The organism is Anaerolentibacter hominis, from assembly GCF_032380675.1.
GTDB classification, from domain to species: domain Bacteria; phylum Bacillota; class Clostridia; order Lachnospirales; family Lachnospiraceae; genus Anaerolentibacter; species Anaerolentibacter hominis.
On record NZ_JAWDIX010000001.1, the window covers coordinates 1,139,637 to 1,165,470 of the forward strand.

A 25,834-nucleotide genomic window follows, 5' to 3' on the forward strand; every position below is an offset into this window, starting at 1 on the left:
TGTGTACAGAGCCTTTTAATGTGAAAAACAGTGGAATGACAGAGGTAAACAGGTGAATTATAAATTACTTAAGGGTGTCTACAGGCTGGACGGCAGCCGGATCTTATCGGCGGTGCGAAGGGGCTTTGTGCTGGTAATCCCGGTTGTGTTAACCGGATCGCTGGCGCTGCTGATCCGGAGCTTTCCAATTCCCCAGGTACAGGTTTTTCTGGAACAGTTTGCCGGCGGGATCTTGATGCGGTTTCTGGATACGGTTTTTGATACTACGATCGGATTTTTATCTGCTTATCTGGTATTGGGAATCAGCTATTATTATTCCGCATATTATACGAAGGATGGAAGGATGGTTCAGGTTACGGCCATGATCACGGCCATGGCCTGTTTTATTGCGTCCTTTGGGGCTGCAGGCGGTTCGCTTACGCTGGATTGCTTTGGGACAATCGGGGTGTTTACCGCCATGCTCAGCGCTATTGCGGCGACCCGGCTGTTTTTTTGCCTCTACTCATTTCTGAGAAAGCATCTGCATGCAGCGTCCGCCGGAAATGACAGTTATTACCGGACGTCACTCACCGCACTGCTTCCCTTTCTGGGCTGTGTGGCGGTGTTCACCTGTGCCAATCTGTTTCTGGTACACGTTGTGCATGTGAATAACTTTAATGATTTTATATCGAATGGTCTTACGGAGCTGTTTCACAACGTGCGGAGCGAGCCTGCAAATGGGATATTATATACCATCATGCTGAATCTGCTCTGGGTGTTTGGTATCCATGGCGGGAATGCGCTGGACCCGGTTGGCAACCTGATGTTTGCCACTTCTGCGCAGACGCAGACGATTATATCCAAATCCTTTATGGACAATTTTGCTCAGCTGGGAGGCTGCGGCGCCACGGTGTGCCTGGTGCTTGCCATGCTGCTGGTTTCCAGATCCAGAAGCAGCCGGAAGCTGGCCTATTCTTCCGTACCGCTGACTTTGTTTAATATTAATGAGATACTGGTGTTTGGCCTGCCCATTGTGTTAAACCCCATTTTGCTTCTGCCCTTTATCCTGGTCCCGCTCTGTTCCCTGTTAATCGGCTACGGCGCCGTCATTACAGGATTCATGCCTGCGGTGACAAATCAGGTAGTTTGGACCACACCGGTGTTTTTCAGCGGCTACCTGGCTACCGGATCGATGCGGGGAGCTCTGGTTCAGCTGATTATTATCATCGCAGGCACAGCAATCTATATTCCTTTTATCCGTCTGTATGAAAAGACAAGAGAGAATCGGGAACAATTTATGATACAGGAGCTGGTGAAGAAGTTTTGCCGGGACGAAAAGCTGGGAGTTTCAGGAACTTATTTAAACCGCAATGACAGCATCGGAATCGCGGCGAAAACTCTGGCGGATCAATTGCAGGCGGATATTGCCCGGAATGAGGTGCCGGTCTACTATCAGCCCCAGGTAAATGAAGGAGAGCAGGTAATCGGTGCAGAGGCTCTGCTGCGCTGGAGCTATGGCGGGAAGACTGTATATCCGCCGCTGGTAATCGCGCTGGCCAGAGAGGCCGGCTGTCTGGAAGAGCTTACGGTCCATATTTTTAATTCGGTGTGCAGGGATATCTGCATTATGAAAGAAGCTGTGGGAAATGAGATGCATATATCTGCCAATATGACGTCGGAACAACTGGACGACACTGTTTTGGTTGACCGGATTATTGAAATGGTCAGAGAGTACCATGTGGAAGGTATGTTTGGCCTGGAGGTTACAGAAGAAGCTTCGCTAAACGAGCTGGAGCATGTAACGGAGAATATTGATAAACTGAGGAAAAATAATATTGCTATGGCTATTGATGATTTCAGCATGGGACAGACCTCGCTGAACTATCTGAAAACGAATAATTTCCGCTTTGTAAAACTGGACGGAGGCCTGGTGAGACAGGCCGAGGATAATGTCAGATGCCGGGAGATTATCAGTTCAATCGCGGCACTGGGTGTGAATCTGGATTTTCAGGTGATAGCAGAACAGGTGGAGACACAGAACGTAAAAGAAATACTGCTTGGACTTGGCTGCCGCTGCTATCAGGGATTTTTATACAGCCGGGCGGTCCCGCTGTATTCATTTATTGAATACTGCAGGGAGCATCCGGAACAGAACCGATAAGGGAAGGAAACATCAGATGAGGAAAAATACGAAGCCGGCAGTGATCTGCCTCTGTCTTATACTCCTGTGTATGGCCGGGCCCGCAAAGTGCTATGCGGCACAGGACAGTACCAGTGAAATTATACCGGGTCTGGAAGTAGGGATAAATCCCGTGCTTCAGGAGAGAGCCGGGGCGCGCCTGCAGCGTATTCTTAAGACGGAACAGGTGGTATCCAAACGGATGACCCTGGCTTTCTCCTTCGGAAAGCGAGAAGGGTATTATTCAGGCGCTCTGTCCGGCGGAATACCTCAGGGAGCGGGAAGCTTTACCGCCTTTAACGAGGACGGTACCTGCTGGACCTACACCGGGAATTTTGAAGACGGGCATATGTCCGGAAATGGTATAACACGCTGGAACACCGGTCTGTGGGAGAGCGGACTCTATGAGGCGGACAATATTAAGACAGGCGTTTGCGGTACCGGAAGTGCCGTCATATACCAGGGAGATTTCTGCGGCGGAGCGTATTCAGGAGAAGGGACCACCTATGATGAACAGGGGAATTTAATTTATTCGGGTCGGTTCCAGAACGGATTCCTGTGTGAGACAGAAGCAGAGCGGACCAGGCGGGGCGAGGCGGTCCGGCTGCGATGCGAAGAATTTGGCCCGGAGCAGTACCGAAGCTGCCTGGCAGATCCAGCCCTTTATATCGGCAGAATGATCGGGCTGAGCGGGGATGTGGCGTACAGCTGGTTTGCGGAGGAAGACGCCTACAATGAGCTTCTTCTTGAACTGCCTGGTTCCGGAGATATGGAAGCGATTGTATATTACCGGTATGGTTTGGAAGAAAAAAAGGCGGACCGGCCGGACCGGATAACGGTTTACGGGATTATTACCGGTGTTCATGAGTATGAGGATGGAAACAAGGTGCCGCTGGTTGAGGCGCATTATATTGATATAGTACCATGACCGGACAGATTGACTTGATCCGGAAGTAGGAGGAAGAGACCATGTGGTGGGAAAACAGTGTATTTTATCAGATATATCCTCTGGGGTTTAGCGGAGCGCCCGGAGAAAATGACGGCGCGCAGGCGCCCAGGATTCGTAAAATGCTTTCCTGGAGCGGATACCTGAAAGAGCTGGGGGTGGATACCGTATTATTCAATCCGGTTTTTCAGTCGGATCACCATGGATATGATACCAGAAGCTTTGGCGAGGTGGATGCAAGACTTGGTACAAATGAAGATTTCAGAGACGTGTGCCTGGATTTGAAGGACCATGGCTTGAAGGTTGTGCTTGACGGCGTGTTCAATCATGTGGGAAGAGGCTTCTGGGCGTTTCAGGATGTACTTAAGAACAGGGAGGATTCCCCCTACAAAGACTGGTTTTATATCCGGTTTGACCAGGATAACGGCTACCGGGACGGACTTTCCTATGAAGGATGGGAGGGCCACTTCGAACTGGTCAAATTAAACCTTACGAATCCGCAGGTGGTTTCCCATCTGTTCGAGAGTATCCGTATGTGGACAGAAGAATTTGACATTGACGGGCTGCGTCTGGACGTGGCCTACTGCCTGGACAGGGATTTTTTAAAACAGCTTCACCATTTCTGCAGGGGACTTAAGGATGATTTTCTGCTGATCGGGGAAGTGCTGTTCGGGGATCACAATCAGATCGTTAATGATGAAATGCTTGACAGCTGTACAAATTATGAGTGCTACAAAGGCCTGTATTCCAGCTTTAACAGCATGAATATGTTCGAAATCTCCTATTCCCTGAACCGGCAGTTCGGCCCGGAGCCCTGGACCATTTACCGGGGCAGGCATCTGATGACCTTCGCGGATAATCACGATGTTACAAGGGCGGCCAGTATAGTAACAGAGCCCGCTCATCTGCCCCTGCTCTATGGAGTCCTCTTTGGGATGCCGGGTATTCCATGCCTGTATTATGGAAGCGAGTGGGGAGAAAAGGGACGAAAAGAAGACGGGGATGACGCTCTGCGGCCCTGCCCGGAAGGCCAGACTGTGAATGGACTGACGGAACTGATCCGGACGCTGATTGGCATACGCAGGGGGAGTGAGGCCTTATGCCGGGGCGGATATAAAAATATAATGGTGACAAACCAGCAGCTGGTATTTGAGCGGGAGACGGAGAACGAGAGAATCCGGGTCGGTATTAACGCGGCGCCGGAGCCGTGGGAGTGTTCCCTGCCGGATATGCCGGAAACAGTGACAGAGCTTCTCTCCGGGGAAGAGCTGTCTGGTCAAAATACTGTGATTCCCGGATATGGAATGAAATTCTGGAAAATTCGATAGGAAAGACGTTTCTTAACGGCGATTTGAGACGGACGGCAAATCTTAAGAATTCTGAAATCCCTTCCTGGCTTCTGGTATTACAGGAACCGCTACGATAAAATACAGTTAAACAGCGAGGTGGTTCGATGGAGACAGCAAAAACAAAGATTTTGTTTGCGGATGACGACCCGGAGATCCGGGAAGTGATCAGAATATTACTGGAGAGTGAAGGTTTTCGGGTTTATCTGGCCGTCAATGGGGATGAGGCGATAGAAAAAGCCCAGCCGGATATAGATCTGATTATACTGGATGTGATGATGCCGGGCCGTTCCGGTTATTCGGCCTGTGTGGAGATAAGGAAGAAGACCCACGCACCGATTCTATTTCTGACGGCAAAGTCGCAGGATTCGGACAAGGCGGTGGGCTTTTCTGCCGGAGGCGACGACTATCTGGTGAAGCCCTTTTCTTATACGGAACTGATATCCAGGGTAAAGGCCATGCTGCGCCGCTATCATGTCTACTGCGGCAAGGCGGCTGATTCGCCTCATAAGGTGATTGCGGTGGAGGATCTGGAAATAGATGAAGACTCCAGGTGTGTGAAGAAAAACGGCCGGGAGATTCTGCTGACCGATCTGGAGTATCATATTCTGCTTCTATTGGCATCTAACCGAAAGAAGATATTTACCGCCCAGAATATTTACGAGAGCGTGTGGAAGGAACCCTATTTTTATTCATCCAATAATACCGTAATGGTCCATATCCGTAATCTGCGGCGGAAGCTGGAGGAAGATCCGGGCAATCCCAGATATATTAAAAATGTATGGGGCAGGGGGTATCGGATTGAATAGATCATTCTGGAAAAGCCGGCTGGGCCTGCAGCTGATCGCGGATGTACTGATTTCGCTGCTCGTGTGTGTCGGCGTTTTTTTCGCCCTGCGCTGGGCGGCTTTCAGTATTTTGGATGAAAAGACCCAGAATACAGAGTTCTGGGCCAGGCAGGAAGAAAAATGTGCAGCCAGGTTCGAACGGTATGTATCGGATAACAAGGTTGCCCTTACCGACCGGGACGCCCTGGATCAGTGGGTAAAACGGGAACGGTTTATGATGCTTTTCTTATACAGGGACAACATGCTGGTATATGCGTCCACCATTCCGGAAGGAGAAGTTCTGCCGGACTCAACCTATTCATCCGCCGTCTCTACAGAAGACGGCATGTATATCAGCGATGCCGGGGAAGACCAGATCTACACGGTTCAGTTTGAAGACGGACCGGCGATTGCGGAATTTTACTGCTACTATGATCTGATGTACTATACTCTGGCATCCATTGCCTGCGGCTTCCTGGGATTCATTGCTTTTCTGATTGTGTTTACCCATCTGATCCGGAGAAAGTTAAACTATATCAATTTCCTGGAGCGGGAGCTGAAAATCCTGGAGGGCGGCGACTTAAATTATCCGATTACCATTAGGGGGCGCAACGAACTGTCCGATCTTGCCAGAGGGATTGACGATATGAGAAAATCCATCATCCAGCGGCAGGAGGGAGAAGAAAAAGCCAGACGGGCAAACCACGAGCTGATTACGGCCATGTCCCATGACTTAAGGACACCGCTGACTTCCCTTCTGGGCTATCTGGATATTATAGAACTGAAAAAATATTCCGGTGAGGCGGAACTGACGCAGTTTGTCCACAGCAGCCATGAGAAGGCGCTGCAGATCAAACAGCTTTCCGACAAGCTGTTCGAGTATTTTCTGGTCTATGGCAAGGAAGAGGAAGAGACAGAGACCGAATGTATCGACGGCCTTGAATTTATGCAGCAGGTTTTGGTGGAAGCGATCTTTGATATGGAAAGCAGAGGATTCCAGATTGAAAGTGATCTGCCGGAAATCCACTGTTCTCTGGATGTGAATGTGGATCAGATCCGAAGGGTATTTGACAATACGCTGTCCAATCTGGCGAAATATGCGGACCGGGACTGGCCGGTACATATTTCATATACCGCAGCGGATCATAAGCTGAAAGTGGAATTTGAAAATCGGGAGAATACGGACAGCTCTGCGGTGGAAAGCTCCGGGATCGGGGTGAAAACCTGCATAAAAATTATGAAGCTGCACCGGGGGGAATACCGGACGTCAAGAGAGAATGGGATATTTAAGACGACGATTGTTCTGCCTTGCCGACCGGTGATCAGACCTGCGGATTGAGATATGGACATTATGAGTAAAGAGGAGAATGCTGTTTAAACTAAAGCAGCAGACTCTTCTTTATTTTTGTGATACAGGAAATTATATTTTCCGAACTGTGCAAAAAAAGTCGAGTGATTTTCCATGGCCAGGTTTATGATAACAAACGAAGACAAAGAAGAACCGATCAAAAACGGAAAGGGTGAGGTGCTTATGAAAGAGAGGACGTGGGAGAAAATAGAGGCGGTCCAGAACATGCAGGATTATATGGAGGCTCATTTTAATGAAACGGTAACGCCTGGGGCGCTGTCAAGGATATCCCACTATTCGCCCTGGTACGCCTGCCGCCTATTTACGTCATATGTGGGATTATCGCCTGCCGAATACCAGCGCAGGCTCCGTCTGTCCAAATCCGCGCTGAAGCTGAGGGATCAGGACTGCCGGATCACAGATGTGGCTCTGGAAATGGGCTTTGGAAGCGTAGATGGTTATCAGCGGGCCTTTTACCGCGAATTTGGCTGTAATCCCGGTGAATATGCCGCCCATCCGGTTCCTCTTTACCTTTTTACACCTTATGGAGTGAAATTCAGAGAAATGGAAAGGAGACCAGTCATGGAAAATCTAAGAAATGTATTCATTCAGGTAATTGAAAAACCGGCCAGGAAAGTAATCATTAAACGCGGGATAAAAGCGGAGGACTATTTCACCTACTGCGAGGAGGTGGGCTGTGATGTATGGGGCCTGCTCCAGAGTATTCGTTCCCTCGGCAAAGAGCCTGTCTGCCTCTGGCTGCCGGCGCGGTACAGAAAGCCGGATACCTCCGAATATGTACAGGGTGTGGAGGTAGAGACGGATTATGCCGGGGAGGTGCCGGAGGGCTTTGATATGATTGAACTGCCGGAGGCGAAGTATCTGATGTTCCAGGGCGAACCCTTTGAGGAAGAATACTATTGCCAGGCGATCGAGGAAGTATGGGATGCCATCAAAAAATATGATCCGTCTGTCATCGGACTGAGCTGGGATAAGAGCAATCCCCGTATTCAGCTGGAACCGGTGGGAACAAGAGGATATATTGAACTGATTCCGGTAAGTAAAAAGTAACACAATGAAACTATAAGTACATCTGTGAGGCTGCTGTAAAAGGAAACTTTGACAGCAGCCTCAGTGTATATTTGCGCAATTCCGGTTTCTCTCATAAGCCATGTACGCTCCTAAGATTTCTTAAGAATTATATCCCCTGTTTTTTCAGAGTTTCCCATTATTCTGGTTACAGACAATAAACACCAGAATATGGGAAAAACCCGGAAATAAAGGAGGAGAGAGCCGATGATAAATCTGATGATTATAATCGGAATCGCAGTGTTATTGATACTTTTATTTTATGTCATTTGCACACAGGTAAAATTATATAGGATGGAAGAACAGTATTATTTTGATTTGAAAAAGGAGCTGGAAGCGAAAGGATGGAATCTCAATGAAAAAAAGTGATATGTGTATTCTGGCCGGACGAAATCTGTCCCGGAGCAAGGGGAGAACGATTTTAACGATCCTGGGTGTGGTGATCGGCTGCTGTGCCATTATCATTACTGTTTCGCTGGGAATCGCCATGTCGCAAAACCAGAGGAAAATGCTGGAACAGATGGGAGATTTGACGGAGATTACTATATATAACTATGGATCGGTATCCTCCGACGGCAGAAAACTAAAATTAACACAGAGAGAACTGGACCAGATCAGCCAGATGCCAGATGTGGATGCGGTATCACCTCTGAAAACAAGCAGTCAGTTTGACTTTAAGGTCACGAGCCAGAAGAAGAAAAAATACGAGATTCCATCCCTCAGTTTTAAAGCCATGGATGTCTCTCTGCTTTCCGCCCTGAAATATGAGCTGACACAAGGAGCTCCGCCGCCGGTGGTAAAACGGATCGGCAAGACAATTCCGGTGCTTGTGGGGGAAGAGTTTGCTTATGAATTTCAGGACAAGACAAAAAAGAACCATAACATGGTCAGCGCCTACGATACAGGCTTTGCCTACAGCGGGGATATGCTGCCGGGCGGAACCGGACAGGGCGGCTCAGACGCCGGACGGAGGAAGCCGCCTTACATAGATATCAAGAAGAACAGGCTTTATCTGACCGTTTCCTCAACCGATAAAAACGGGAAAGAAAAGATTTACCGGAAAGAGCTGCAGATAGTCGGTACACTGAAAGCAAATATGAATAAAGGTTATGAGACCCAGGCCGGAATCATCATGGATATCCGTGCTCTGGAAGACTTTGAGAGAGCCGCGGCAAGGGCCCTGAGCGCAAAACAGGAAAGAAACCAGGGTTATACCCAGGCGGTTGTAAAAGTCAATGATATTAAAAATGTGGAGGAAGTCCAGAAAGCCATTAAGGCCATGGGATTTGAGTGCAGCAGTATGGAAGAGATCCGCCAGTCGATGGAAAAGGAAGTCAGGCAGAGGCAGAAAACCTTCGGCGGGCTGGGAGCCATCAGCCTGCTGGTTGCGGCGATGGGAATTGCCAACACCATGCTGATGTCGGTAAATGAAAGAAAAAAGGAGATCGGTGTGATGAAGGTACTGGGATGCGAGATAAAGGACATTCTGACTATGTTCCTGCTGGAGGCCGGGATCATCGGCCTGCTGGGCGGTGTCTGCGGTGTAGGAATCAGTTATATCATTTCTTTTATCATGAATACCATGGGCTCCGGAGGGGAAGAGATGGGAATGGAGATGATCGAAGGCGGCAGGCTGGCAGTCTCGGTCATTCCGGCGTGGCTGGTTGTATTTGCCCTGCTCTTTGCTCTGGGGGTCGGCCTGCTCTCCGGCGCCTATCCCTCCAGGAAAGCTGTAAAGATATCCGCTCTGGAGGCAATGAAAAGCGACTGAGAAGGCCGGAGATTGTTCAGTGGTTTTCTTTCCCCGGAATCACTTGATGTGTGCTATAATGAAATAACAAAAGGCGCTGCAAAATTCTGCATTTTGCGGTGCCTTCTTTTGTAAGAATTTCGTAAGATTTCTGTCGAAGTGTTTGTAAGAATCTTTTTATACGATAGATGCAAGCTTAAGGGAGGAGTTCAAATGAATGAATGTGTGCTGGTGGTCGACGACGACCGGGAAATCGTGAAGGCGATTGCCATTTTACTGGAGAAAGAAGGATATCAGGTGCTCCGGGCCTATGATGGAATGGAGGCGCTGGAACTGGTTACAGAGCGGGGCGTTCAGCTGATCATTATTGATGTTATGATGCCGAAGCTAGACGGCCTGTCGGCGATGATCAAGATCAGGGAGCGGCGGAATATCCCCATAATCGTTTTGAGTGCGAAAAGTGAGGATACCGACAAAATCCTGGGTCTTTCCATGGGAGCCGACGATTATGTGACAAAACCTTTTAATCCCCAGGAACTGGCGGCCCGTGTGCGGAGCCAGCTGCGGCGCTACAAAATCCTGGGTGATATCAACGCCCCTATGTGGAGCAAGGTAATCCATAATGGACGGCTGAGCTATCAGGCGGAAGAGCGGGTACTCTATGCCGACGGCGAACCGGTCAGGCTGACAGCAACGGAGACGAAGATTGTGGATCTGCTGATGCGGAATCTGGGAAGGATATTCCCTGCAGAGGAAATCTATCAGCGGGTATGGGAGGAAGAAGCCTTTGCCCCTGAAAATACCGTGATGGTTCATATCCGGCGCATTCGTGAAAAAATAGAACTCAATCCAAAAGAGCCAGAATATTTGAAGGTGGTGTGGGGAATTGGCTACAAAATCGAAAAAATGGAAAGCAGCCGTTAGTTTTCTGGCATTCTTTCTGGGTGCCAGCCTGTTCATAAGCGGAACGTGCCGTGTGCTGGGGATGTTTGCCGGAGGCACGGGAAGTTATGTCAAAGACGCTTTTGCGTCAGATTTTCAGGATACGTCCGAGTTTCGGGAAACCGTGACCGGATATCTGGAAGAATTCCTTGGAATGGCGGTGGAAGGCCCCGTCAGCTGGAGTTCTTATGAAGGGGACTACTACAATTATGGAAGTAATAATTGGTTTGGCAGCAGTGTAACAAATGTGGTAAGCGATACCGGAACCGTTGAGGCGCTTTCTGGCCTGGACTGGGACAATATGTCGGAGGAAGAGCGCAGGGAGGTGGAGGAAGAGATCTGGCGTAATAATGCGGGTGAAGTTACTGCTTATCAGCCGGATTACAAAAAGGCAGCAAAGCGGCTTCACGAGAGCCTGAAGAATGACAAAAATGTCCTCTATATTATTTCCTGGAATGGGAGTGAGAAGTTTGCCAACGCGGATGATGCGTATTTTGATCTGAAGCAGGGGAAGCTTCCGGACGGGTATAACTTCCTCCTGGAATATGCAGACGGAAAGGTCTCGATCCAAAAAGACGGGCATGATGTAGATGTCTATGGCGACGGCTACTATGAAGATGGACGGGACTGGTATGTGCCCGGTTACCGGAATTTCCAGGCGGACGAAAAGACGCAGAAAGCCCATGTAACCATGGCGGTGACCTCTCACCCCATGCCGTACGTGCGGGGAAATTACTCGACTTCCGGCAGTGAATATCAAAATAATGGGTTGTACTGGGCGTACCAGAGGCTGGCGAACCAGAAGGACCGGTGTGTCAGTGCCGGAATCAGCGCCTTTGCCGGCCTTGTACTTCTGATCTTCTCTTTCGTATGGCATGAAGACAAGAAAAGAGGGGACCGCTTCCTGGCCCGGATCACCGGAAAAGTCTGGTTTGAACTGAAAGCGCTGCTTGCGGCGGCAGGTATTGGAAGTGTGCTTTTGTTCCTGATCTATTTCGTTGTGTACTATTATCGTATGGAGGGAATGATTGCTGTCAGTGAAATAGTCATTGAATGGGGATGGCGGCTGCAGTACGGAGGTACATTCTTCCTTCTTCTGCTGGTGTGGACGGCTTACCTGTTAATCAATGACGCCAGATATAACGGAAAACCTTGGAAGAACAGTCTGACCGGGAGAATCGCGGGAAAGATACAGAGTCAGGATATGAGACTGCCTTTCCAGAAAAGAATGAACCGGCGTTTCTTTCGAATGATGGCAGGTATTCTGTCGCTGACTGCCCTGGTTTTGATTGTTATGACGCTGATCGGATATGAATACTCTTCCTATGGGAGTCACTTTCTTGCATTTCAGCTTATCTTGTCCATTGTTCTCCTGGGAGGTTTAGCGCTGATCCTGCTGCTGTTCGGAGGCAGGGAGAGAAGAGCGCTTCGGGATATGGGCGATCTGATACAGCAGGTGGACGCTGTCCGGGCAGGAAATCTGGAGACGAATCTGAACCTGCCGGAGGATTCCGATATGCAGGAAACCGCAGAAGCCTTAAATGATATTCAGCGGGGAATGAATGAAGCTCTGAAAGAGCAGATGCAGAGTGAGAGGATGAAGGTGGAACTGATCACCAACGTGTCCCATGACATCAAGACCCCGCTTACCTCTATCATCAGCTATGCGGAGCTGCTCAGCGAGGAAGACGGGCTTCCGGACCATGTAAAGGATTACATCAATATCTTAAACAGCAAGTCCCAGAGGCTGAAAACCATTGTACAGGATGTATTTGAGGTCAGTAAGGCGGCATCAGGCCAGCTTCCGGTGAAGAGAGAAGAGATCGATCTTGGTAAGCTGCTTCGCCAGACGATGGCGGATATGCAGGAACAGATTAATACAAGCTCTGTGACGATCAAGTCCCAGGTACCGGAAGAACCGGTGATGATCCTGGCAGACGGGCAGAGATTATACCGTGTTTTCCAGAACCTGCTGGGAAATGCTCTGAAATATTCGCTGGACGGGTCCCGTGTCTATGTAACACTAAAGGCCAATGGATTTGCCGCGGTGACCAGTGTACAGAACACTTCAAAAAGTGAGCTTACGGATGATGTCAATTTTGCAGAGCGGTTTGTGCGGGGAGATGAAAGCCGTACCGACGGCGGAAGCGGACTGGGATTATCCATTGCGCAGAGCTTCACGGAGGCCTGCGGCGGAAGCTTTAAGATAGAGACGATTGCCGATCTCTTTGTGGTGACGGTTGGATTTGAACAGATTGGGCCAAAGGAAACGGAACAGGAAGTAAGAAATGTAAAAAAGATCTGTCTGCCTCAGAGCGCAGAGACAGATCCGGAATAGTAAATAGAACTAGAGCACGTGCCTGAATGGCGGCACGTGCTCTTTCTTACATTAAGACGGTTCGCGAAGCATGCCGCCGTTTGCTGTTTATACAAGTATCTATTTCTTCTCCTGTATCTCTGTCAGGATCATATCCGCAAAGGCTTCCGGTGTCATAACAACTGTCTCGCCGGTATCTCTGCTGCGGACTGAGATGGTCTGATCCTCTGCCTCCCTTGCCCCGGCAACCAGCATGTAAGGGATTTTTTCTAACTGGGCTTCCCTTATTTTATAGCCGATTTTTTCCGGACGGTCATCCAGCTCACACCGGATATTCTTTTCTTTCAGCAGGCGGCAGACCTTTTGGGCATAATCAGCTGTTTTATCGGATATCGGCAGCAGCTTGACCTGAACAGGAGCGAGCCATACCGGAAATTTGCCGGCATAGTGCTCGATCAGGATACCGATAAAGCGCTCAATCGAACCGAAGACGACGCGGTGGATCATAATAGGCCGGTGCTTTTCCCCGTCCGCGCCGGTATATTCTGCCTCAAACCGCAGAGGAAGCTGGAAGTCCAGCTGGATGGTACCGCACTGCCAGGTCCTGCCGATCGAGTCTTCCAGATGGAAATCAATCTTGGGACCATAGAAAGCGCCGTCACCTTCATTTACCACATAGTCAAGGCCCATTTCCTTCAGAGCCTTTGCCAGACCGTTTGTGGCGACCTCCCAGTCCTCGTCACTTCCGATGGAATTTTCCGGGCGGGTAGAAAGCTCTACATGATATTGAAAGCCAAACAGGCTGTATACTTCATCTATCAGACGGACCACACCTTTGATTTCTTCCGTGATCTGTTCCTTGGTCATAAAGATGTGTGCATCATCCTGGGTAAAGCAGCGGACCCGCATCAGGCCGTGGAGCGCCCCTGATTTTTCATGGCGGTGTACCAGCCCCAGCTCTCCCATGCGGATGGGAAGATCCCTGTAAGAATGAGGGGTCATTTTATAGACCAGCATACCGCCGGGGCAGTTCATTGGCTTAACTGCAAAATCGGTATCGTCAATTACGGTGGTGTACATATTTTCTTTATAGTGATCCCAGTGGCCGGACGTTTCCCAGAGGGAGCGGTTTAACATCATGGGGGTGGATATCTCCACATAGCCCTCTCTGGTATGAATCTGCCGCCAGTAATCAATCAGTGTATTTTTCAGCACCATCCCTTTTGGGAGAAAGAAGGGAAATCCGGGGCCTTCCTCCATCAGAGCGAAGAGCCCCAGCTCTTTGCCCAGTTTCCGGTGATCCCGTTTTTTGGCCTCCTCCATTCTGGCAAGATATTCTTCCAGCTCGGATGCCTTGGGGAATGCAGTTCCATAAATCCGGGTCAGCATTTTATTCTTTTCATCCCCGCGCCAGTACGCGCCGGCAATCGAGGTGAGCTTAAAGGCCTTTACCGGCTTGGTGCTCATGAGATGGGGACCGGCGCACAGGTCGGTGAATTCCCCCTGGCGGTAAAAGCTGATGACCGCATCCTCCGGCAGATCCTCAATGAGTTCTACCTTATAGGGCTCCCCCTGTTCCTTCATCAACTGTATGGCTTCGGTCCGGGGAAGCGTAAAGCGTTCCAGCGCCAGATTTTCTTTCACAATGCGGTTCATCTCGGCTTCCAGGGCAGAGAGATCTTCCGGTATGAAGGGCTGCGGCCGGTCAAAATCATAATAGAAACCTTCGGCAATGGATGGGCCGATGGCCAGCTTGGTATCCGGGTACAGCCGTTTTACAGCCTGGGCCAGTATATGGGAGGCGGTATGCCGCAGGGCAGCCAGACCCTCTTCATCCTCCCAGGTTAACAGTGCGAGATCCACATCTTTGTCAATGGTTGTGCGCAGATCCATCACCTCACCGTCCACTCTGGCGGCACAGGTTTTCTCAGCCAGAGAACGGCCGAGGCCCTGTGCTATTTCCAGTACGGTAAGAGGCTGATCGAAATGTTTTACCTCGCCATTTTTCAATGTTACATTCATGTTATCATTTCCTTTCTTTTGGGCAGAACGGCTGGCCGTGCAGGGAACGGCGGCTTTTTATTACAATAAGGCGGTTCGCGAAGCGTGCCACCGTTTGTTACTCAGGTAAGTTTAGAAAACTTTTTAAAATAGAATAAAAAAGCACCCTCAGAGTAACGATTTTACGTTCTCCAAGGGTGCATATCCATGCACGGTTCCACCTTGATTTTTCACTTCGGGCTCCAGCAAACCCTATTCCTTAACGCGGACAACGGCGGTATTTCAATACCGCAGCTTGAGAGTGGTGTTCACCAAAGCGGAAAGGAAAGAAACTTCCAGCACATTCTGTTTCTTCTCTCTGGTCTTCCCGGTCTGAGGTTACTGTCTCTGTCACAGCTTTTTTATTTGATGATACATACCATACACTTATTTTCATTGATTGTCAAATGTCTGATGGGATGAAGATTTTGGAAATAGAGAGTGTAACGGCTGTATCTTTCCTGCTGCCCGGTTACAGCAGGAACGTAGCAAAGATTTATCTGCTGTGTTATGATAAATAAAAGTGACTGGGAACGGATGGCGGGTGACAGAGTATGATAAGAGAGACAGCATTGCTCAATTTCAGAGATCGTAATAAATATTTAAAACGGGTTATATTAATAGGGCAGGAAAAATTGCGGCTCGCAGCAAGTACGCCGAGGCATACTTGAATGAAGTGGGGAAAAGATGCCGGATACTGGGAGCGGATGTGTGCGGAGAGTATGCGGCAGGATATCAAAATAGACGGGGAGGCATATCCCATATCCCATATTAAAAAACAGCCGGATGAATCGTATACTTCCGGAGCTGTTGCGCGGTTAACTGCGGGAAAGGAATACTTATGAAAGAATTGATACTGGTAACTTCGCCGCCGGCATCCGGCAAGACCTACATTTCCAAACAGATTTCCAGAAATTTAAATCATGTTGTTTATCTGGATAAGGACAGCCTGATTGTGCTCTCCAAGCAAATATTTGCCGTGGCGGGGGAGCCATATGACAGAAGTTCCGATTTCTTTGAAAAAAATATCCGGAACTATGAGTATGACGCGATTCTGGAAATCGGTATGGAGGCACTGGAGTATGATGATATTGTGCTGATTAATGCGCCGTTCAGCCGGGAAATACGAAATAAAGCCTATATTGACGGGCTGCGGCAGAAGCTGGCCGAAAGAAACGCCAAGCTGGTGATTATCTGGATTATAACCAGTGTTGAAGTTTGCCGCCAGCGGATGATTGCAAGGAATTCCGACCGGGATAAATGGAAGCTGGAAAACTGGGACGAATATATTAAGGGTGTTAATTTCAGTATTCCTGAAGAGCTGGATGATCCGGAATGTCGGGATGACCTGCTGCTTTTTTATAACTCTACGGAGGAAGAATATCAGGAATCCATGAAACGTGTGCTGAGTATCTTGGAGTCCGAGTGACAAAAACGTATAAATTCTTTGTATCTGAATAGCTTTCTTTTTTGGGCGGCCGCCTTTGGGCCGCCCATTGTTATACATCGCTGATATTCAAGGACAGTCCCCGATGAAAAGCATCGGGCTGCAGTATATCCGATTTGGAGCAAAAGAAAAGCAGCTATTTCGGTTTCTGTTTCAAACGAATGAATTTTCGGGAAAAAGTGTTTCAGACTTGACAAGTGCCGAAGAAGCCGAATCCATTTTTACTGTCATAGCAAAGACAAGAAATATTCCCCTGGATCAAGCGCGGATTATGTTCAAATCCTTATTTTTGTTTGCTCATGGATATGCCAGTATGTTCGCAAATAACGATATGGAATACGATGAAGAAACCATTTTATCGGATTTGGATTTGATATTTGAAGGTACGCTATATGCGCTAAAAGGAGGAATGTAGAGTGTATCGTTTATATAAGAAAAATGTTTTGAACTTTTCTCTGGTGTGGATGATTGCCTATGTTGTTTTGCTTAGTTTTGCTGAAAACCTTTCAGCTTCGCTTGGCTTAAAAAAGATAATCACCGCCCCGGTGTGTATCGTCTTTGTTTTGCTTATTTTCACTATCTGTCTTTGCTGTTCAAAGCACCCAAAGGACCAGTATCATCATCTCCATTCTGTTATGTGTTATTTCTCTCGGATATGCATTATGGATATGGAAAAAGGCTGAAAAATCTGAATAGAAGAATACTCCAAAAGCTGTGCTTAAGGGTTAAACCAGGTAACATCCTTGTTGTTTGCTGCAATAAGTCTTTCAGGGCGTTAGTTGACAGGCAGGATCAGTTGGATTATTATAAAGTAAGGTTAACATTACATGCCGATAAAGTAGTTTTGAGAGGACTGGAGATGAAAAACAGAATTCGGGAATTAAGGGAAGCGGTGGGTATGACCCAGTCCCGGCTCGGCGAGCTGGTCGGTGCTTCGAGGCAGGCAATCTGTGCCATTGAAACCGAAAAGTTTGAGCCGTCCATCTGGCTTGCCTATGATATAGCGCGGGCATTTGGATGCAGCATTGAGGAAGTGTTTCAATTTGAAGAGAGCCGGAGAAAATCACGGGCAGAATGCAGCAGGGGGGATGCAGGCGATGGCGGTACGAAAAATAAGATGTAATGATGATGAGATTTTGAGGAAGCCGTGTAAAGAAGTACGGGAGGTAAACGACCATATATGCATGCTTTTGGCTGATATGGAAGATACCCTTCACGCCACGGAAAACGGAGCCGCAATTGCGGCCTGCCAGGTGGGGATTTTGAAAAGACTGGTTGTAATTGACATGGGGGAAGGCGTTATACGGCTGATAAATCCCAGGATCGTCGGTACAGAAGGCACCCAGGAATGTGTGGAGGGATGTCTCAGCTTTCCGGGGAAGTTCGGCAGAACGGTCCGTCCGGAGCGGGTGACGGTACAGGCGCTGAATGAACAGGGAGAGGAAATACTGATGACTGGAGAAGGGGCTATGGCCAAATGCTTCTGTCATGAGATTGATCACCTGGACGGGATCGTATTTACCGATAAAGTCATTGAATGGCTGGAGCTGTAACCCATTTCTATGCGTTTCTTTCTCAGAAACAACAGTTGAAACCAGGGAAGGTTTCAAGTATACTCCAGTTGTAGGCAGCCAATGGTTTTGCGGGCTGTGTCCTGCTGTACAAAAGAATTTGCGGAAAGAAGAGGATAGATAATGCTTCAGGTTGAACATCTGTTTTATGAGGTTATAGAGGAAGGACGGAAACGGACAATCGTAAATGATGTCAGTTTTCAGGTACAGGACGGGGAAATGCTGGTGGTTACCGGACCAAACGGCGGCGGAAAAACCACGATCGGCAGGCTGCTGATCGGCATTGAAAAGGCGTCTTCCGGCCGAATCCATATGGACGGCGCCGACCTGACCGATTTGGATATCGAGGATAGAGCCAAAGCCGGAATAGGCTTTGCTTTCCAGCAGCCTCCCCGTTTTAAGGGGATGACGGTGGAGCGCCTGCTTGCACTGGCGGCCGGAAGAGAGCTGCCGGAGGAGGAATGCTGTCATCTGCTCAGCGGCGTGGGACTGTGCGCCCGGGAGTATTTAAAGAGAGAAGTGGACGCCACACTTTCCGGCGGGGAGATGAAACGGATCGAGATTGCGACAGTGCTGGCAAAGCCGCATAAGATCTGTATCTTCGATGAGCCGGAGGCTGGGATTGATCTGTGGAGCTTTTCTATGCTGATAAAGCAGTTTGAACAGATTCACCGGGAGAAGCAGGAAAGCCTGATCCTGATTTCCCATCAGGAAAGGATTATCCGTATGGCGGACCGTATCATGGTAGTGCAGGACGGACGGATCAGGGAGCTGGGGACGCAGCAGGAGATTGCTCCGGTCCTGTTCGGCGCCGAGGGAGAATATCAGGAGGAATTTGCCTGCATGAGCGGGAATGGAGGTTTCATATGATCTTAGATAAAGTTACGGATCAGATTTTGAAAATAATCGACTCACTGGGCTTTAAGCAGGAGGGCGCTTATAATCTCCGGTACAACGGGGAAGGAGTCTGCCATGGTGACAGCGAGAATATTCAGATTAAGAAGAAGGAAGACAATCCGGGTATTGACGTATTTATCAGCGGTCAGACAAAAAACGAGCAGGTACATATTCCTGTTGTGCTGTCCGAATCGGGAATGAGAGATATTGTCTATAATGACTTTTATATAGAAGCAGGAGCGGACGTTACGATTGTGGCGGGCTGCGGTATACACAATGACGGCCATGAGGAAAGCCGCCACGACGGGATTCATACCTTTCATGTAGGTCCCGGCGCAGTGGTACGCTATGAAGAAAACCACTACGGAGAGGGTGCCGGAGCCGGCGGCAGGGTCTTAAATCCGGTTACCAGGATAGAGATGGAGGAGGGTTCCTCTTTTACCCTTGAAACCTCCCAGATTAAGGGCGTGGATTCCACGGTGCGGGAAACAGACATTGTTATGGGGCCGGATACCAGGCTGTCGGTAATTGAAAAGCTCATGACGCACGGCAGGCAGACCGCGGTTTCCAATATGGAGATCCAGATGAACGGGGACGGCAGCTCTGCTCAGATCATTTCCCGGTCTGTGGCCAAGGAGGATTCCATCCAGACCTTCCACCCAAAGGCTGTGGGCAACGCTCTCTGTCACGCTCATGTCCAGTGTGATTCCATCATCATGGACCATGCGCAGGTTGCTTCTATACCGGAGATCAATGCGAAACATGTAGATGCACAGATTGTGCACGAAGCGGCAATCGGAAGGATCAACAGTGAGCAGCTGACGAAGCTGCGGACATTTGGCATGACGCAGGAGGAGGCAGAAGGGGTTATTATCGAGGCCTTTTTAAAGTAGGTTTATTATCATAGACCAAATGAACTGCCATAGAGAAAACAGAGCGAATGATAAAATGACATGAATTAAGAGATGCCGGTGACCGTAAAGGAAGAGGCTGCCGGCATCTCTTAAGTTTATTTAACAGGCCGCAGAATACCCATGGGGGTCTGCTGGTTTTCCTGACCCAGAGGATTCTGACGCAGCAGCTGTTCATATTTTTTATTGCTGTGCCTGGGTTCAGAACTGCCCAGAATCGCTCCGCCCAGGTCGTTAATATCGACGATGAGCACGGCCGTCTGATTTAAGCTGCGGGCAAGGTCAGCAGCCACCTTCCCCGGTTTGTCCGGGGCGGGAACAACATAGTGATTATAGGGCGGAAGCGTATAAGAACAGGGCCCGTCCATTCCGGCGGCCTTGTAACCGGCAACCCGATAAAACCACCCCTTTTGCCCGAAAAATTTTCCAATCAGGCTAACCGCGGAGGAAAACAGAATCCGCATCGTACCGCACTCATTCAGAGCGCACTGCATCGTCTCCGGCATGGAGAGCCCGATTCCATGAGAAGATCTTGTTACATGGCGGCTGAGAAAACAGGCCAGACGGGACGGACGGATATCGGACATAGGGATTGCTTTGCCCTGTGTACAGGCAGCCATCTTTTCGCTGATGAACAGGATATCGCCCGGCTGGAGATAGGGCAGCGCATACTCCTGCACAATATCTTCCAGACGGTCCTGATTTGTCACAACCTTCGTGCGAAGGGCGTAACAGGCGTATTTTTCATTTTTATATTCTACAAATTCAGACTTTCCCTGATTGACTATCATAGAAACAACTTCCTTTCTCTTTTCCTGCTGCCTCTGTCAATGGCAGTACATAAGTTTCTGTATACCATTAAAAGACTCAATTGCATCAGGTTGTCCAAATAGTTGTAACAAAGTAGAATATAATAGGGAATTATAAGTTTATATCGCAGAATCGGTATATTATGATAGAATAAAAGGTAATAATTACCAAAAAGGAGTTATAGGTGTATGAATGAAAGGCAGCCGGCAGCAGTACGGCAGAATCCCTGGGAAATCGTGCCGCTCAGTGATTACGAGGAACACATGAAAGACAGCATGGTAGGGCAGCTGACTGTATTAAATTATATTATGAAAATGCAGATGAATGTTCATTGTATTCGCAGTATGGCAATTCTGGGTGTTGCGGGAGGAAACGGCCTGGAACATATACCGGACAGTGTGGAGACCGTATACGGAATTGACGTGAATGTGAATTATCTGACTATGTGCAGGGAGCGTTACAGAAGGCTGGGGGAAAAATTAGTGACACTGCGGATGGATCTGACAAATGAAGATACGGTGCTCCCTCATGTTGATCTGGTCATTGCAAACCTGCTGATCGAATATGTAGGTGTACATAGATTTGCAGAACAGATCAGGGCGGCCGGGCCCGGATATTTGTCTTGTGTGATTCAGAGGGAGGAAGGAAGCTCTTTTGTCTCAGACTCACCATATCGCCGCTCTCTGATGGTCCTGGACCCGCTTCATCGCAGCGTAGATAGAACAGAATTGGTGAAGTGTATGGAGAATGCAGGGTACAGGCTGGAATTAGAGGAGGAGTACGGGCTTCCCGGCAGTAAAATGTTTATTCGTCTTGACTTTCAGGCGGCAGTAGAATAGGGATGCAAAAAGGAGATGCTGCAATAACAGCATCTCCTTTTTATTTCTAAGAGTTACTCGCTCTGATGGTCTTTCAATAATTGATCCAGCAGCCGGTACAGATACTTCACATCCAGAGGCTTACTGGCAAATCCGTTCATTCCGGCTTCCATTGCGGCATCGGCATCTTCCTTAAATGCATTTGCTGTCATAGCCACGATAGGGATGGCGGCGGCATCGGGCCTCTCCATTGCCCGGATGGCCCGGGCCGCATCCAGCCCGTTTAGTTCCGGCATCTGGATATCCATGATGATCAGCTGATAGTCACCCGGCCTGCTCTGTGCGAAAGCTTCCACCGCTAATCTGCCGTTTTCACACCGTGTTACATCAGCTCCCTGACACTCCAGAAGCTGAACGGCTATTTCCGCATTCAGATCGTTGTCTTCCGCGAGCAGAATCCGTACCTGATTCAGAAATCCGTCCTCTGTGAGGATGTCCTGTCCGTCTGATACCGGCTCTCCGTATGGCAGAGTAAGCGTGAAATAAAATTCACTGCCCCGGCCCGGTTCGCTCCTTACACTCAGCCTGCCGCCCATCAGCTGAACAATATTACTGCTGATGGGCAGGCCAAGGCCGGTCCCCTGGCTTTTGGAATAATTAGTTCCCACCTGCTCAAAACTGTCGAAAATCCGTTCCTGATCCGACGGCCGAATCCCAGCTCCGGTATCAATGACCTGAAACAGATAAGTTGCATTATCTTTACTGTTTTCGGTCTCTTTGATCCGGAGAAGCACCGTGCCTCCCGGGGGAGTGAATTTAAACGCATTGGAGAGCAGGTTTGTCAGCACCTGCCGCAGGCGGATCGCATCTCCCGTCACTCCGCTGTGGGTAATATCCTGCTCCACCTTATAGGTAAGAGCCCTCCGTCCGGCATCCACCTCCATCATACTCTGCAGTTCGATTATCATCTGCTCCAGGGAAAATGGTTCACTGGCGATGGTAAGCATACCGCCGTCTATCCGGCTCATATCCAGAATGTCATTGATCAGATCCAACAGATAATGAGATGACTCCCGCAGCTTGTCAAGATTTTCTCTGACACTATCCGGCAACCCCTCGGCCATTACGGTCAGATCAGCAAGACCGATTACCGCATTCATGGGAGTGCGCAGCTCATGGCTCATGCGGGAGAGAAATTCTCCCTTCGCCCGGCTTTCGGCCTCAGCCTTCTCCAGATTGTTGTGCATAACCGCGGCCTTTACCCTGGTGCGGTTAATCCAGAGCACCGCTGTCACCAGAACCAGAAGAAAGAGGGAGAGGATAACAATAAAAAGCACCGGGTTGGCATAAATAAATTCCTTTATTGAAAACTGATTTGTCCCAAGAGAAACCATATTCTGATCCAGCAGCTCCGCCTTTCTCTCACTGGACATGCGGTTGACAGCTTTATTTATAATACTCAAAAGGCTGGAATCAGCGGGCCTTGACAGTGCAAAACTGATTTCATTCCGGTCTGTGACAAGAGTCACAGGCACCACATTGGTGAAGTGGTTCCGCTGTATTTCATGCTCCAGATAGGAGGCTTCTCCGTAGACAAAATCGGCATCACCCCGATTTACCGCCGCAAGTGCATCACTGGTATGGGAATAGCTCTTTAATTCTTCTGCATGGATGTCAGAGGGGAGCTTCCTTCCCTCCAGTACGGCGGCAGCAAGCCCGCTGTCGGGATAGCTGACTGCCTTATTCCTAACGACAATGCTGTTGATGGTTGTAAACGGAGCAGTAAGAGCCAGTCCCAGCTCAATGGAATCTTCTTCACTGCCCAGATAAAAGCCCAGCAGATCCGCATTGCCCTGCTGTACCTGCCGCAAAGCTTCAACATAGGAATCTGTGTAGACATAGCTGAATTCCAGTCCGGTAAATTCGGAAACTTCCTGCAGAATATCAAAAGTGATACCGTTATGCATGTCATCTGAATTCAGACAGGAGAAAGGATGGTAGGTTTTCGGCACGGCGACGGATACTGTTTTTTTATGCTGAATATAACTTAGTTCTTCCTCATTCAGGTAGATGTCGATGATAAGTTCATCTGTAAAATTGGCAGTATAGCGTTCGGAAGCAAAGTTTGGATTCGAATCCAGAATCTTTTCCATGGCCATATTCAGACCGTCCAGTATCTCCTGGTTTCCTACATTTGTGACAATATAATAGGGCTGGGAGTCAAAAGAAAATACAGCCTGAAAGGGACCGTCCCGGTCGGACATATTGCCCAGCAGCAGATCCACCTCACCGTTTTCCAGATGGGGATAAAGATTGCCGTCATCAGACAGTTCTTCATACTTGTAGTAGCGCAGCGTACAGTCCAGATTGTTCATGGACAGAAATTCTTTCAGCCGCCGGACATTTTCCACGGCACGGTCATAGACACCAATAGTCTTTCCATTCAGCGATCGTATGTCATAGCTGCGGATACGGGTATCCCCGGGCCGGGCAAGGAGAACCGATTTGTTGCTCCCGATGTTGTAGTCAGGATAAGCATAATACTTTTCCAAGCCCGGTATGTAATAATTTCCGCCCATGAGATCATAGTCTCCGGCCGCAAATTCGTCCAAAACCGTTTCTCCCGTGGTATCTATGTACTGATAGTGCCAACCGGTATATTTTGAAATTTCGTTGAGATAATCAACAATCAGGCCGTGGCGGGTGCCGTCAGCATCTTTTTCCATCAACCCATCCAGTTCGGTAAAGGCAACCCGAAGTGTTTTGGGCTGCTGCTCTGCCGCCAGCAGGGTACTGCGGCCCGGCAAAAACAACAAAATAAGAAAGATACCAGCCATTAAAAATAGAACGGCCCCAAGCCCGGACCGCTTTGGGAAAAATGATTGTCTCCTGTCCCTCATAGTTATAAATACCAACTTTCTGCTGTCATGATGAAATGATTGATCGTTTTGTCTCTTTTGTAACAAAGCGGGCAAGCCCGCATAAATTCACCTAACCCCTCAATCTTTGAGGGGCTTGTACGCTTTGCGCGCCAAGCGTAGTTAAGCTTCGCTGGCTTTCTCCTTTTACGTGGGTGCGCATATGAGAGTGTACATAGGATGCAATAAATAAAATCAGGATGTCAGGCCAGCGGAAAACACTGTTTTGACATCCTAATCAGTATAACAAATTTCTGTTGAAATAACAATGCAGGGGATGATTTAATATACCCGCCCCGCACGGTTAGCGCAGCAGGGGCATATTTCCAGTCAGCCGGCTGACTTTTTTGCGGTTGCCGCAGATTGCGATGCCCAGATAGCGCATTTCATGCTCCGCGGTCCCGGCTGTTTTTCTGGTGTACTCTGAATAATCCCTGCAGCTTCTGGCCACGTCGGTAAAATCAACGACTGTAAGATCAGAATACGCTTCTTCATACAAACGGGAGCGGATATGCTTTAAGGTATCCCGGTCGCATTTCAGAACGGGAACCGGTACGGTGACAATCCCCGGATGACAGCATCCGGTGGAATCCACCACATCTTCCCCGACGGCTTCCGGAAGGCATTTGCCCAGTGTCATTCCCATAATCGCGGCGGTATTTGTCAGCACTCCGGCCGGGAGCGCTTCATCCAGTACGATCACACATTTTGTTTCAGCGGTATCTATTTTTCTATTCATATTAATTCAGCCTCTCCTTTTCTATCTGTTTCTGAACGGTGTTTTTTCCGGGAGGATGTCTGTTCAGACAAAACCAGACCCAGAAGTGTGAGAACAGTGCCGCACCCGGCCATCAGGGTTATTTTCTCATGGAGCACCAGAGCGGAAGTGACAACCGTTATCACGGGGACCAGATAGATATATACGCTGGTTTTCACAGCGCCTAACAGCTTCACGGCAAAGTTCCATGTAACAAAGCAAAGAGCGGAGGCGCCCAGCCCCAGATACAGAATCCCCAGCAGATTGCCCGGCTGTAAGATCTTTTCCGCAGATGGATGGAAATCAAAGAAAAACAGAGCAGGGATCATAAATAAAAGCCCGTAGAAGAAGATATGCCTTGTGGTCTGGACCGTGGAGTATCCGAATGCGCTTATTTTTCTGGTCAGGATAGAGTAGACAGCCCAGAGAAAAGCGGCGATGACGGCCAGAAGATCTCCCAGCGGGTTCAGCTTGAATACACTGCTGCCGTTAAAACTGATCAGGATAATTCCCAGAATGGCGGCGCCAAATCCCAGGTAGAACCGTTTCCCCGGTTTTTCCCCATGTTCAAAAAAACGGACTAAAATAGCGGTAAAAAACGGAGCGGCTGAGATAATTACTCCTACATTGGAGGCCATGGAATAGGTCAGCGCAATATTCTCAAGCAAGAAATAAAGGGTTACACCGGATAAACCGGCGGCGGCAAACAGAAATTCCTGTTTTTTGTCTGTCAGCTTCAGACGGCGCGGATTGATTAAAAACAGTACCAGAAAACCGATGGCAAAGCGGTACAGCAGAATTTCAACCGGCTCAAATGAACGGAGCAGAACCTTGGTGGAGATAAACGTTGTACCCCAGATAAGTATAGTGATGAAAGCGGCCACATGCCCGGCAGCTGTTGATTTGTTTTTCATGATTTTTCTCCCTCATTTCAGTAGCGTC

At 48.9% G+C, this 25,834-nt stretch carries 23 protein-coding genes; 18 read left to right on the top strand and 5 right to left on the bottom strand.

Going from position 1 to position 25,834, the window contains the following annotated elements:
- Positions 1-52 precede the first annotated feature (52 nt).
- The 10 genes from ABCW47_RS05320 to ABCW47_RS05365 all read left to right on the top strand — a co-directional run bounded on the left by ABCW47_RS05320 (position 53) and on the right by ABCW47_RS05365 (position 12,744).
- Positions 53-2,140, top strand: a complete 2,088-nt coding sequence (locus tag ABCW47_RS05320; protein WP_343208815.1) for a PTS sugar transporter subunit IIC/EAL domain-containing protein — start codon at positions 53-55, stop codon at positions 2,138-2,140.
- Positions 2,141-2,156: 16 nt separating this feature from the next.
- The gene (locus ABCW47_RS05325) at positions 2,157-3,086 is read left to right on the top strand and encodes an MORN repeat-containing protein (protein ID WP_343208816.1); all 930 of its coding nucleotides are present in this window, start codon (positions 2,157-2,159) and stop codon (positions 3,084-3,086) included.
- Between the two features lie 41 nt (positions 3,087-3,127).
- On the top strand, positions 3,128-4,432 hold the full coding sequence (locus ABCW47_RS05330) for an alpha-amylase family glycosyl hydrolase (protein ID WP_343208817.1): 1,305 nt from the start codon (positions 3,128-3,130) through the stop codon (positions 4,430-4,432).
- A gap of 125 nt (positions 4,433-4,557) precedes the next feature.
- The gene (locus tag ABCW47_RS05335) at positions 4,558-5,259 is read left to right on the top strand and encodes a response regulator transcription factor (protein WP_343208818.1); all 702 of its coding nucleotides are present in this window, start codon (positions 4,558-4,560) and stop codon (positions 5,257-5,259) included.
- Complete coding sequence (locus tag ABCW47_RS05340; protein WP_343208819.1) at positions 5,252-6,616, top strand: sensor histidine kinase; 1,365 nt, start codon at positions 5,252-5,254, stop codon at positions 6,614-6,616. Before ABCW47_RS05335 ends, ABCW47_RS05340 begins: the two co-directional genes overlap by 8 nt.
- 192 nt (positions 6,617-6,808) lie before the next feature.
- Positions 6,809-7,696, top strand: coding sequence for a helix-turn-helix domain-containing protein (locus ABCW47_RS05345; RefSeq protein ID WP_343208820.1), 888 nt, complete (start codon positions 6,809-6,811; stop codon positions 7,694-7,696).
- 225 nt (positions 7,697-7,921) lie between these two features.
- Positions 7,922-8,083: a hypothetical protein gene (locus ABCW47_RS05350; RefSeq protein WP_343208821.1), complete on the top strand. Its 162-nt coding sequence runs from the start codon at positions 7,922-7,924 to the stop codon at positions 8,081-8,083.
- A complete protein-coding gene (locus ABCW47_RS05355; protein WP_343208822.1) occupies positions 8,070-9,485 on the top strand; it encodes an ABC transporter permease in 1,416 nt (471 codons plus the stop codon). The genes ABCW47_RS05350 and ABCW47_RS05355 overlap by 14 nt, the downstream gene beginning before the upstream one ends.
- A gap of 192 nt (positions 9,486-9,677) precedes the next feature.
- Positions 9,678-10,388, top strand: coding sequence for a response regulator transcription factor (locus ABCW47_RS05360; protein ID WP_343208823.1), 711 nt, complete (start codon positions 9,678-9,680; stop codon positions 10,386-10,388).
- On the top strand, positions 10,351-12,744 hold the full coding sequence (locus ABCW47_RS05365) for a sensor histidine kinase (protein WP_343208824.1): 2,394 nt from the start codon (positions 10,351-10,353) through the stop codon (positions 12,742-12,744). Before ABCW47_RS05360 ends, ABCW47_RS05365 begins: the two co-directional genes overlap by 38 nt.
- A 99-nt stretch (positions 12,745-12,843) precedes the next feature.
- Here ABCW47_RS05365 and thrS read toward each other — a convergent pair whose 3' ends face one another.
- Positions 12,844-14,745: a threonine--tRNA ligase gene (thrS, locus tag ABCW47_RS05370; RefSeq protein WP_343208825.1), complete on the bottom strand. Its 1,902-nt coding sequence runs from the start codon at positions 14,743-14,745 to the stop codon at positions 12,844-12,846.
- Positions 14,746-15,434: 689 nt separating this feature from the next.
- Here thrS and ABCW47_RS05375 point away from each other — a divergent pair.
- The 7 genes from ABCW47_RS05375 to ABCW47_RS05405 all read left to right on the top strand — a co-directional run bounded on the left by ABCW47_RS05375 (position 15,435) and on the right by ABCW47_RS05405 (position 19,571).
- Positions 15,435-15,608, top strand: coding sequence for a hypothetical protein (locus ABCW47_RS05375; protein ID WP_343208826.1), 174 nt, complete (start codon positions 15,435-15,437; stop codon positions 15,606-15,608).
- A complete protein-coding gene (locus ABCW47_RS05380; RefSeq protein WP_343208827.1) occupies positions 15,605-16,192 on the top strand; it encodes a P-loop nucleotide/nucleoside kinase family protein in 588 nt (195 codons plus the stop codon). The genes ABCW47_RS05375 and ABCW47_RS05380 overlap by 4 nt, the downstream gene beginning before the upstream one ends.
- Positions 16,193-16,247: 55 nt before the next feature.
- Positions 16,248-16,625, top strand: a complete 378-nt coding sequence (locus tag ABCW47_RS05385; protein ID WP_343208828.1) for a hypothetical protein — start codon at positions 16,248-16,250, stop codon at positions 16,623-16,625.
- A gap of 444 nt (positions 16,626-17,069) precedes the next feature.
- Positions 17,070-17,333, top strand: coding sequence for a helix-turn-helix transcriptional regulator (locus ABCW47_RS05390; RefSeq protein ID WP_343208829.1), 264 nt, complete (start codon positions 17,070-17,072; stop codon positions 17,331-17,333).
- Positions 17,308-17,763, top strand: coding sequence for a peptide deformylase (gene def, locus ABCW47_RS05395; RefSeq protein WP_343208830.1), 456 nt, complete (start codon positions 17,308-17,310; stop codon positions 17,761-17,763). The genes ABCW47_RS05390 and def overlap by 26 nt, the downstream gene beginning before the upstream one ends.
- A 141-nt stretch (positions 17,764-17,904) precedes the next feature.
- Entirely contained in the window at positions 17,905-18,651 is a 747-nt protein-coding gene (locus tag ABCW47_RS05400) for an ATP-binding cassette domain-containing protein (RefSeq protein ID WP_343208831.1), read from the top strand.
- On the top strand, positions 18,648-19,571 hold the full coding sequence (locus tag ABCW47_RS05405; protein ID WP_343208832.1) for a SufB/SufD family protein: 924 nt from the start codon (positions 18,648-18,650) through the stop codon (positions 19,569-19,571). Before ABCW47_RS05400 ends, ABCW47_RS05405 begins: the two co-directional genes overlap by 4 nt.
- A gap of 116 nt (positions 19,572-19,687) precedes the next feature.
- Here ABCW47_RS05405 and ABCW47_RS05410 read toward each other — a convergent pair whose 3' ends face one another.
- Entirely contained in the window at positions 19,688-20,380 is a 693-nt protein-coding gene (locus tag ABCW47_RS05410) for a coenzyme F420-0:L-glutamate ligase (protein WP_343208833.1), read from the bottom strand.
- Between the two features lie 207 nt (positions 20,381-20,587).
- Here ABCW47_RS05410 and ABCW47_RS05415 point away from each other — a divergent pair, with 207 nt between their 5' ends.
- On the top strand, positions 20,588-21,238 hold the full coding sequence (locus tag ABCW47_RS05415; protein ID WP_343208834.1) for a class I SAM-dependent methyltransferase: 651 nt from the start codon (positions 20,588-20,590) through the stop codon (positions 21,236-21,238).
- Positions 21,239-21,291: 53 nt separating this feature from the next.
- Here the strand turns inward: ABCW47_RS05415 and ABCW47_RS05420 are convergent, their stop codons facing one another.
- The 3 genes from ABCW47_RS05420 to ABCW47_RS05430 form a co-directional block, all read right to left on the bottom strand.
- Positions 21,292-24,054 carry an ATP-binding protein gene (locus ABCW47_RS05420; protein WP_343208835.1) on the bottom strand — a complete coding sequence of 921 codons (2,763 nt, stop codon included), beginning with the start codon at positions 24,052-24,054 and terminating at the stop codon, positions 21,292-21,294.
- A 385-nt stretch (positions 24,055-24,439) separates the two neighbouring features.
- Positions 24,440-24,862, bottom strand: coding sequence for a DUF2000 domain-containing protein (locus ABCW47_RS05425; RefSeq protein WP_425516066.1), 423 nt, complete (start codon positions 24,860-24,862; stop codon positions 24,440-24,442).
- An 8-nt stretch (positions 24,863-24,870) separates the two neighbouring features.
- Entirely contained in the window at positions 24,871-25,806 is a 936-nt protein-coding gene (locus tag ABCW47_RS05430) for a DMT family transporter (protein ID WP_343208837.1), read from the bottom strand.
- Positions 25,807-25,834: the final 28 nt, after the last annotated feature.

Coding starts and splice junctions, on each gene's coding strand:
- ABCW47_RS05325 (WP_343208816.1), top strand. CDS start 2,157: ATGAGGAAAAATACGAAGCCGGCAGTGATCTGCCTCTGTCTTATACTC.
- ABCW47_RS05330 (WP_343208817.1), top strand. CDS start 3,128: ATGTGGTGGGAAAACAGTGTATTTTATCAGATATATCCTCTGGGGTTT.
- ABCW47_RS05335 (WP_343208818.1), top strand. CDS start 4,558: ATGGAGACAGCAAAAACAAAGATTTTGTTTGCGGATGACGACCCGGAG.
- ABCW47_RS05345 (WP_343208820.1), top strand. CDS start 6,809: ATGAAAGAGAGGACGTGGGAGAAAATAGAGGCGGTCCAGAACATGCAG.
- ABCW47_RS05350 (WP_343208821.1), top strand. CDS start 7,922: ATGATAAATCTGATGATTATAATCGGAATCGCAGTGTTATTGATACTT.
- ABCW47_RS05355 (WP_343208822.1), top strand. CDS start 8,070: ATGAAAAAAAGTGATATGTGTATTCTGGCCGGACGAAATCTGTCCCGG.
- ABCW47_RS05360 (WP_343208823.1), top strand. CDS start 9,678: ATGAATGAATGTGTGCTGGTGGTCGACGACGACCGGGAAATCGTGAAG.
- thrS (WP_343208825.1), bottom strand. CDS start 14,745: ATGAATGTAACATTGAAAAATGGCGAGGTAAAACATTTCGATCAGCCT.
- ABCW47_RS05375 (WP_343208826.1), top strand. CDS start 15,435: ATGAAGTGGGGAAAAGATGCCGGATACTGGGAGCGGATGTGTGCGGAG.
- ABCW47_RS05380 (WP_343208827.1), top strand. CDS start 15,605: ATGAAAGAATTGATACTGGTAACTTCGCCGCCGGCATCCGGCAAGACC.
- ABCW47_RS05390 (WP_343208829.1), top strand. CDS start 17,070: ATGAAAAACAGAATTCGGGAATTAAGGGAAGCGGTGGGTATGACCCAG.
- def (WP_343208830.1), top strand. CDS start 17,308: ATGGCGGTACGAAAAATAAGATGTAATGATGATGAGATTTTGAGGAAG.
- ABCW47_RS05400 (WP_343208831.1), top strand. CDS start 17,905: ATGCTTCAGGTTGAACATCTGTTTTATGAGGTTATAGAGGAAGGACGG.
- ABCW47_RS05405 (WP_343208832.1), top strand. CDS start 18,648: ATGATCTTAGATAAAGTTACGGATCAGATTTTGAAAATAATCGACTCA.
- ABCW47_RS05410 (WP_343208833.1), bottom strand. CDS start 20,380: ATGATAGTCAATCAGGGAAAGTCTGAATTTGTAGAATATAAAAATGAA.
- ABCW47_RS05415 (WP_343208834.1), top strand. CDS start 20,588: ATGAATGAAAGGCAGCCGGCAGCAGTACGGCAGAATCCCTGGGAAATC.
- ABCW47_RS05420 (WP_343208835.1), bottom strand. CDS start 24,054: ATGGCTGGTATCTTTCTTATTTTGTTGTTTTTGCCGGGCCGCAGTACC.
- ABCW47_RS05430 (WP_343208837.1), bottom strand. CDS start 25,806: ATGAAAAACAAATCAACAGCTGCCGGGCATGTGGCCGCTTTCATCACT.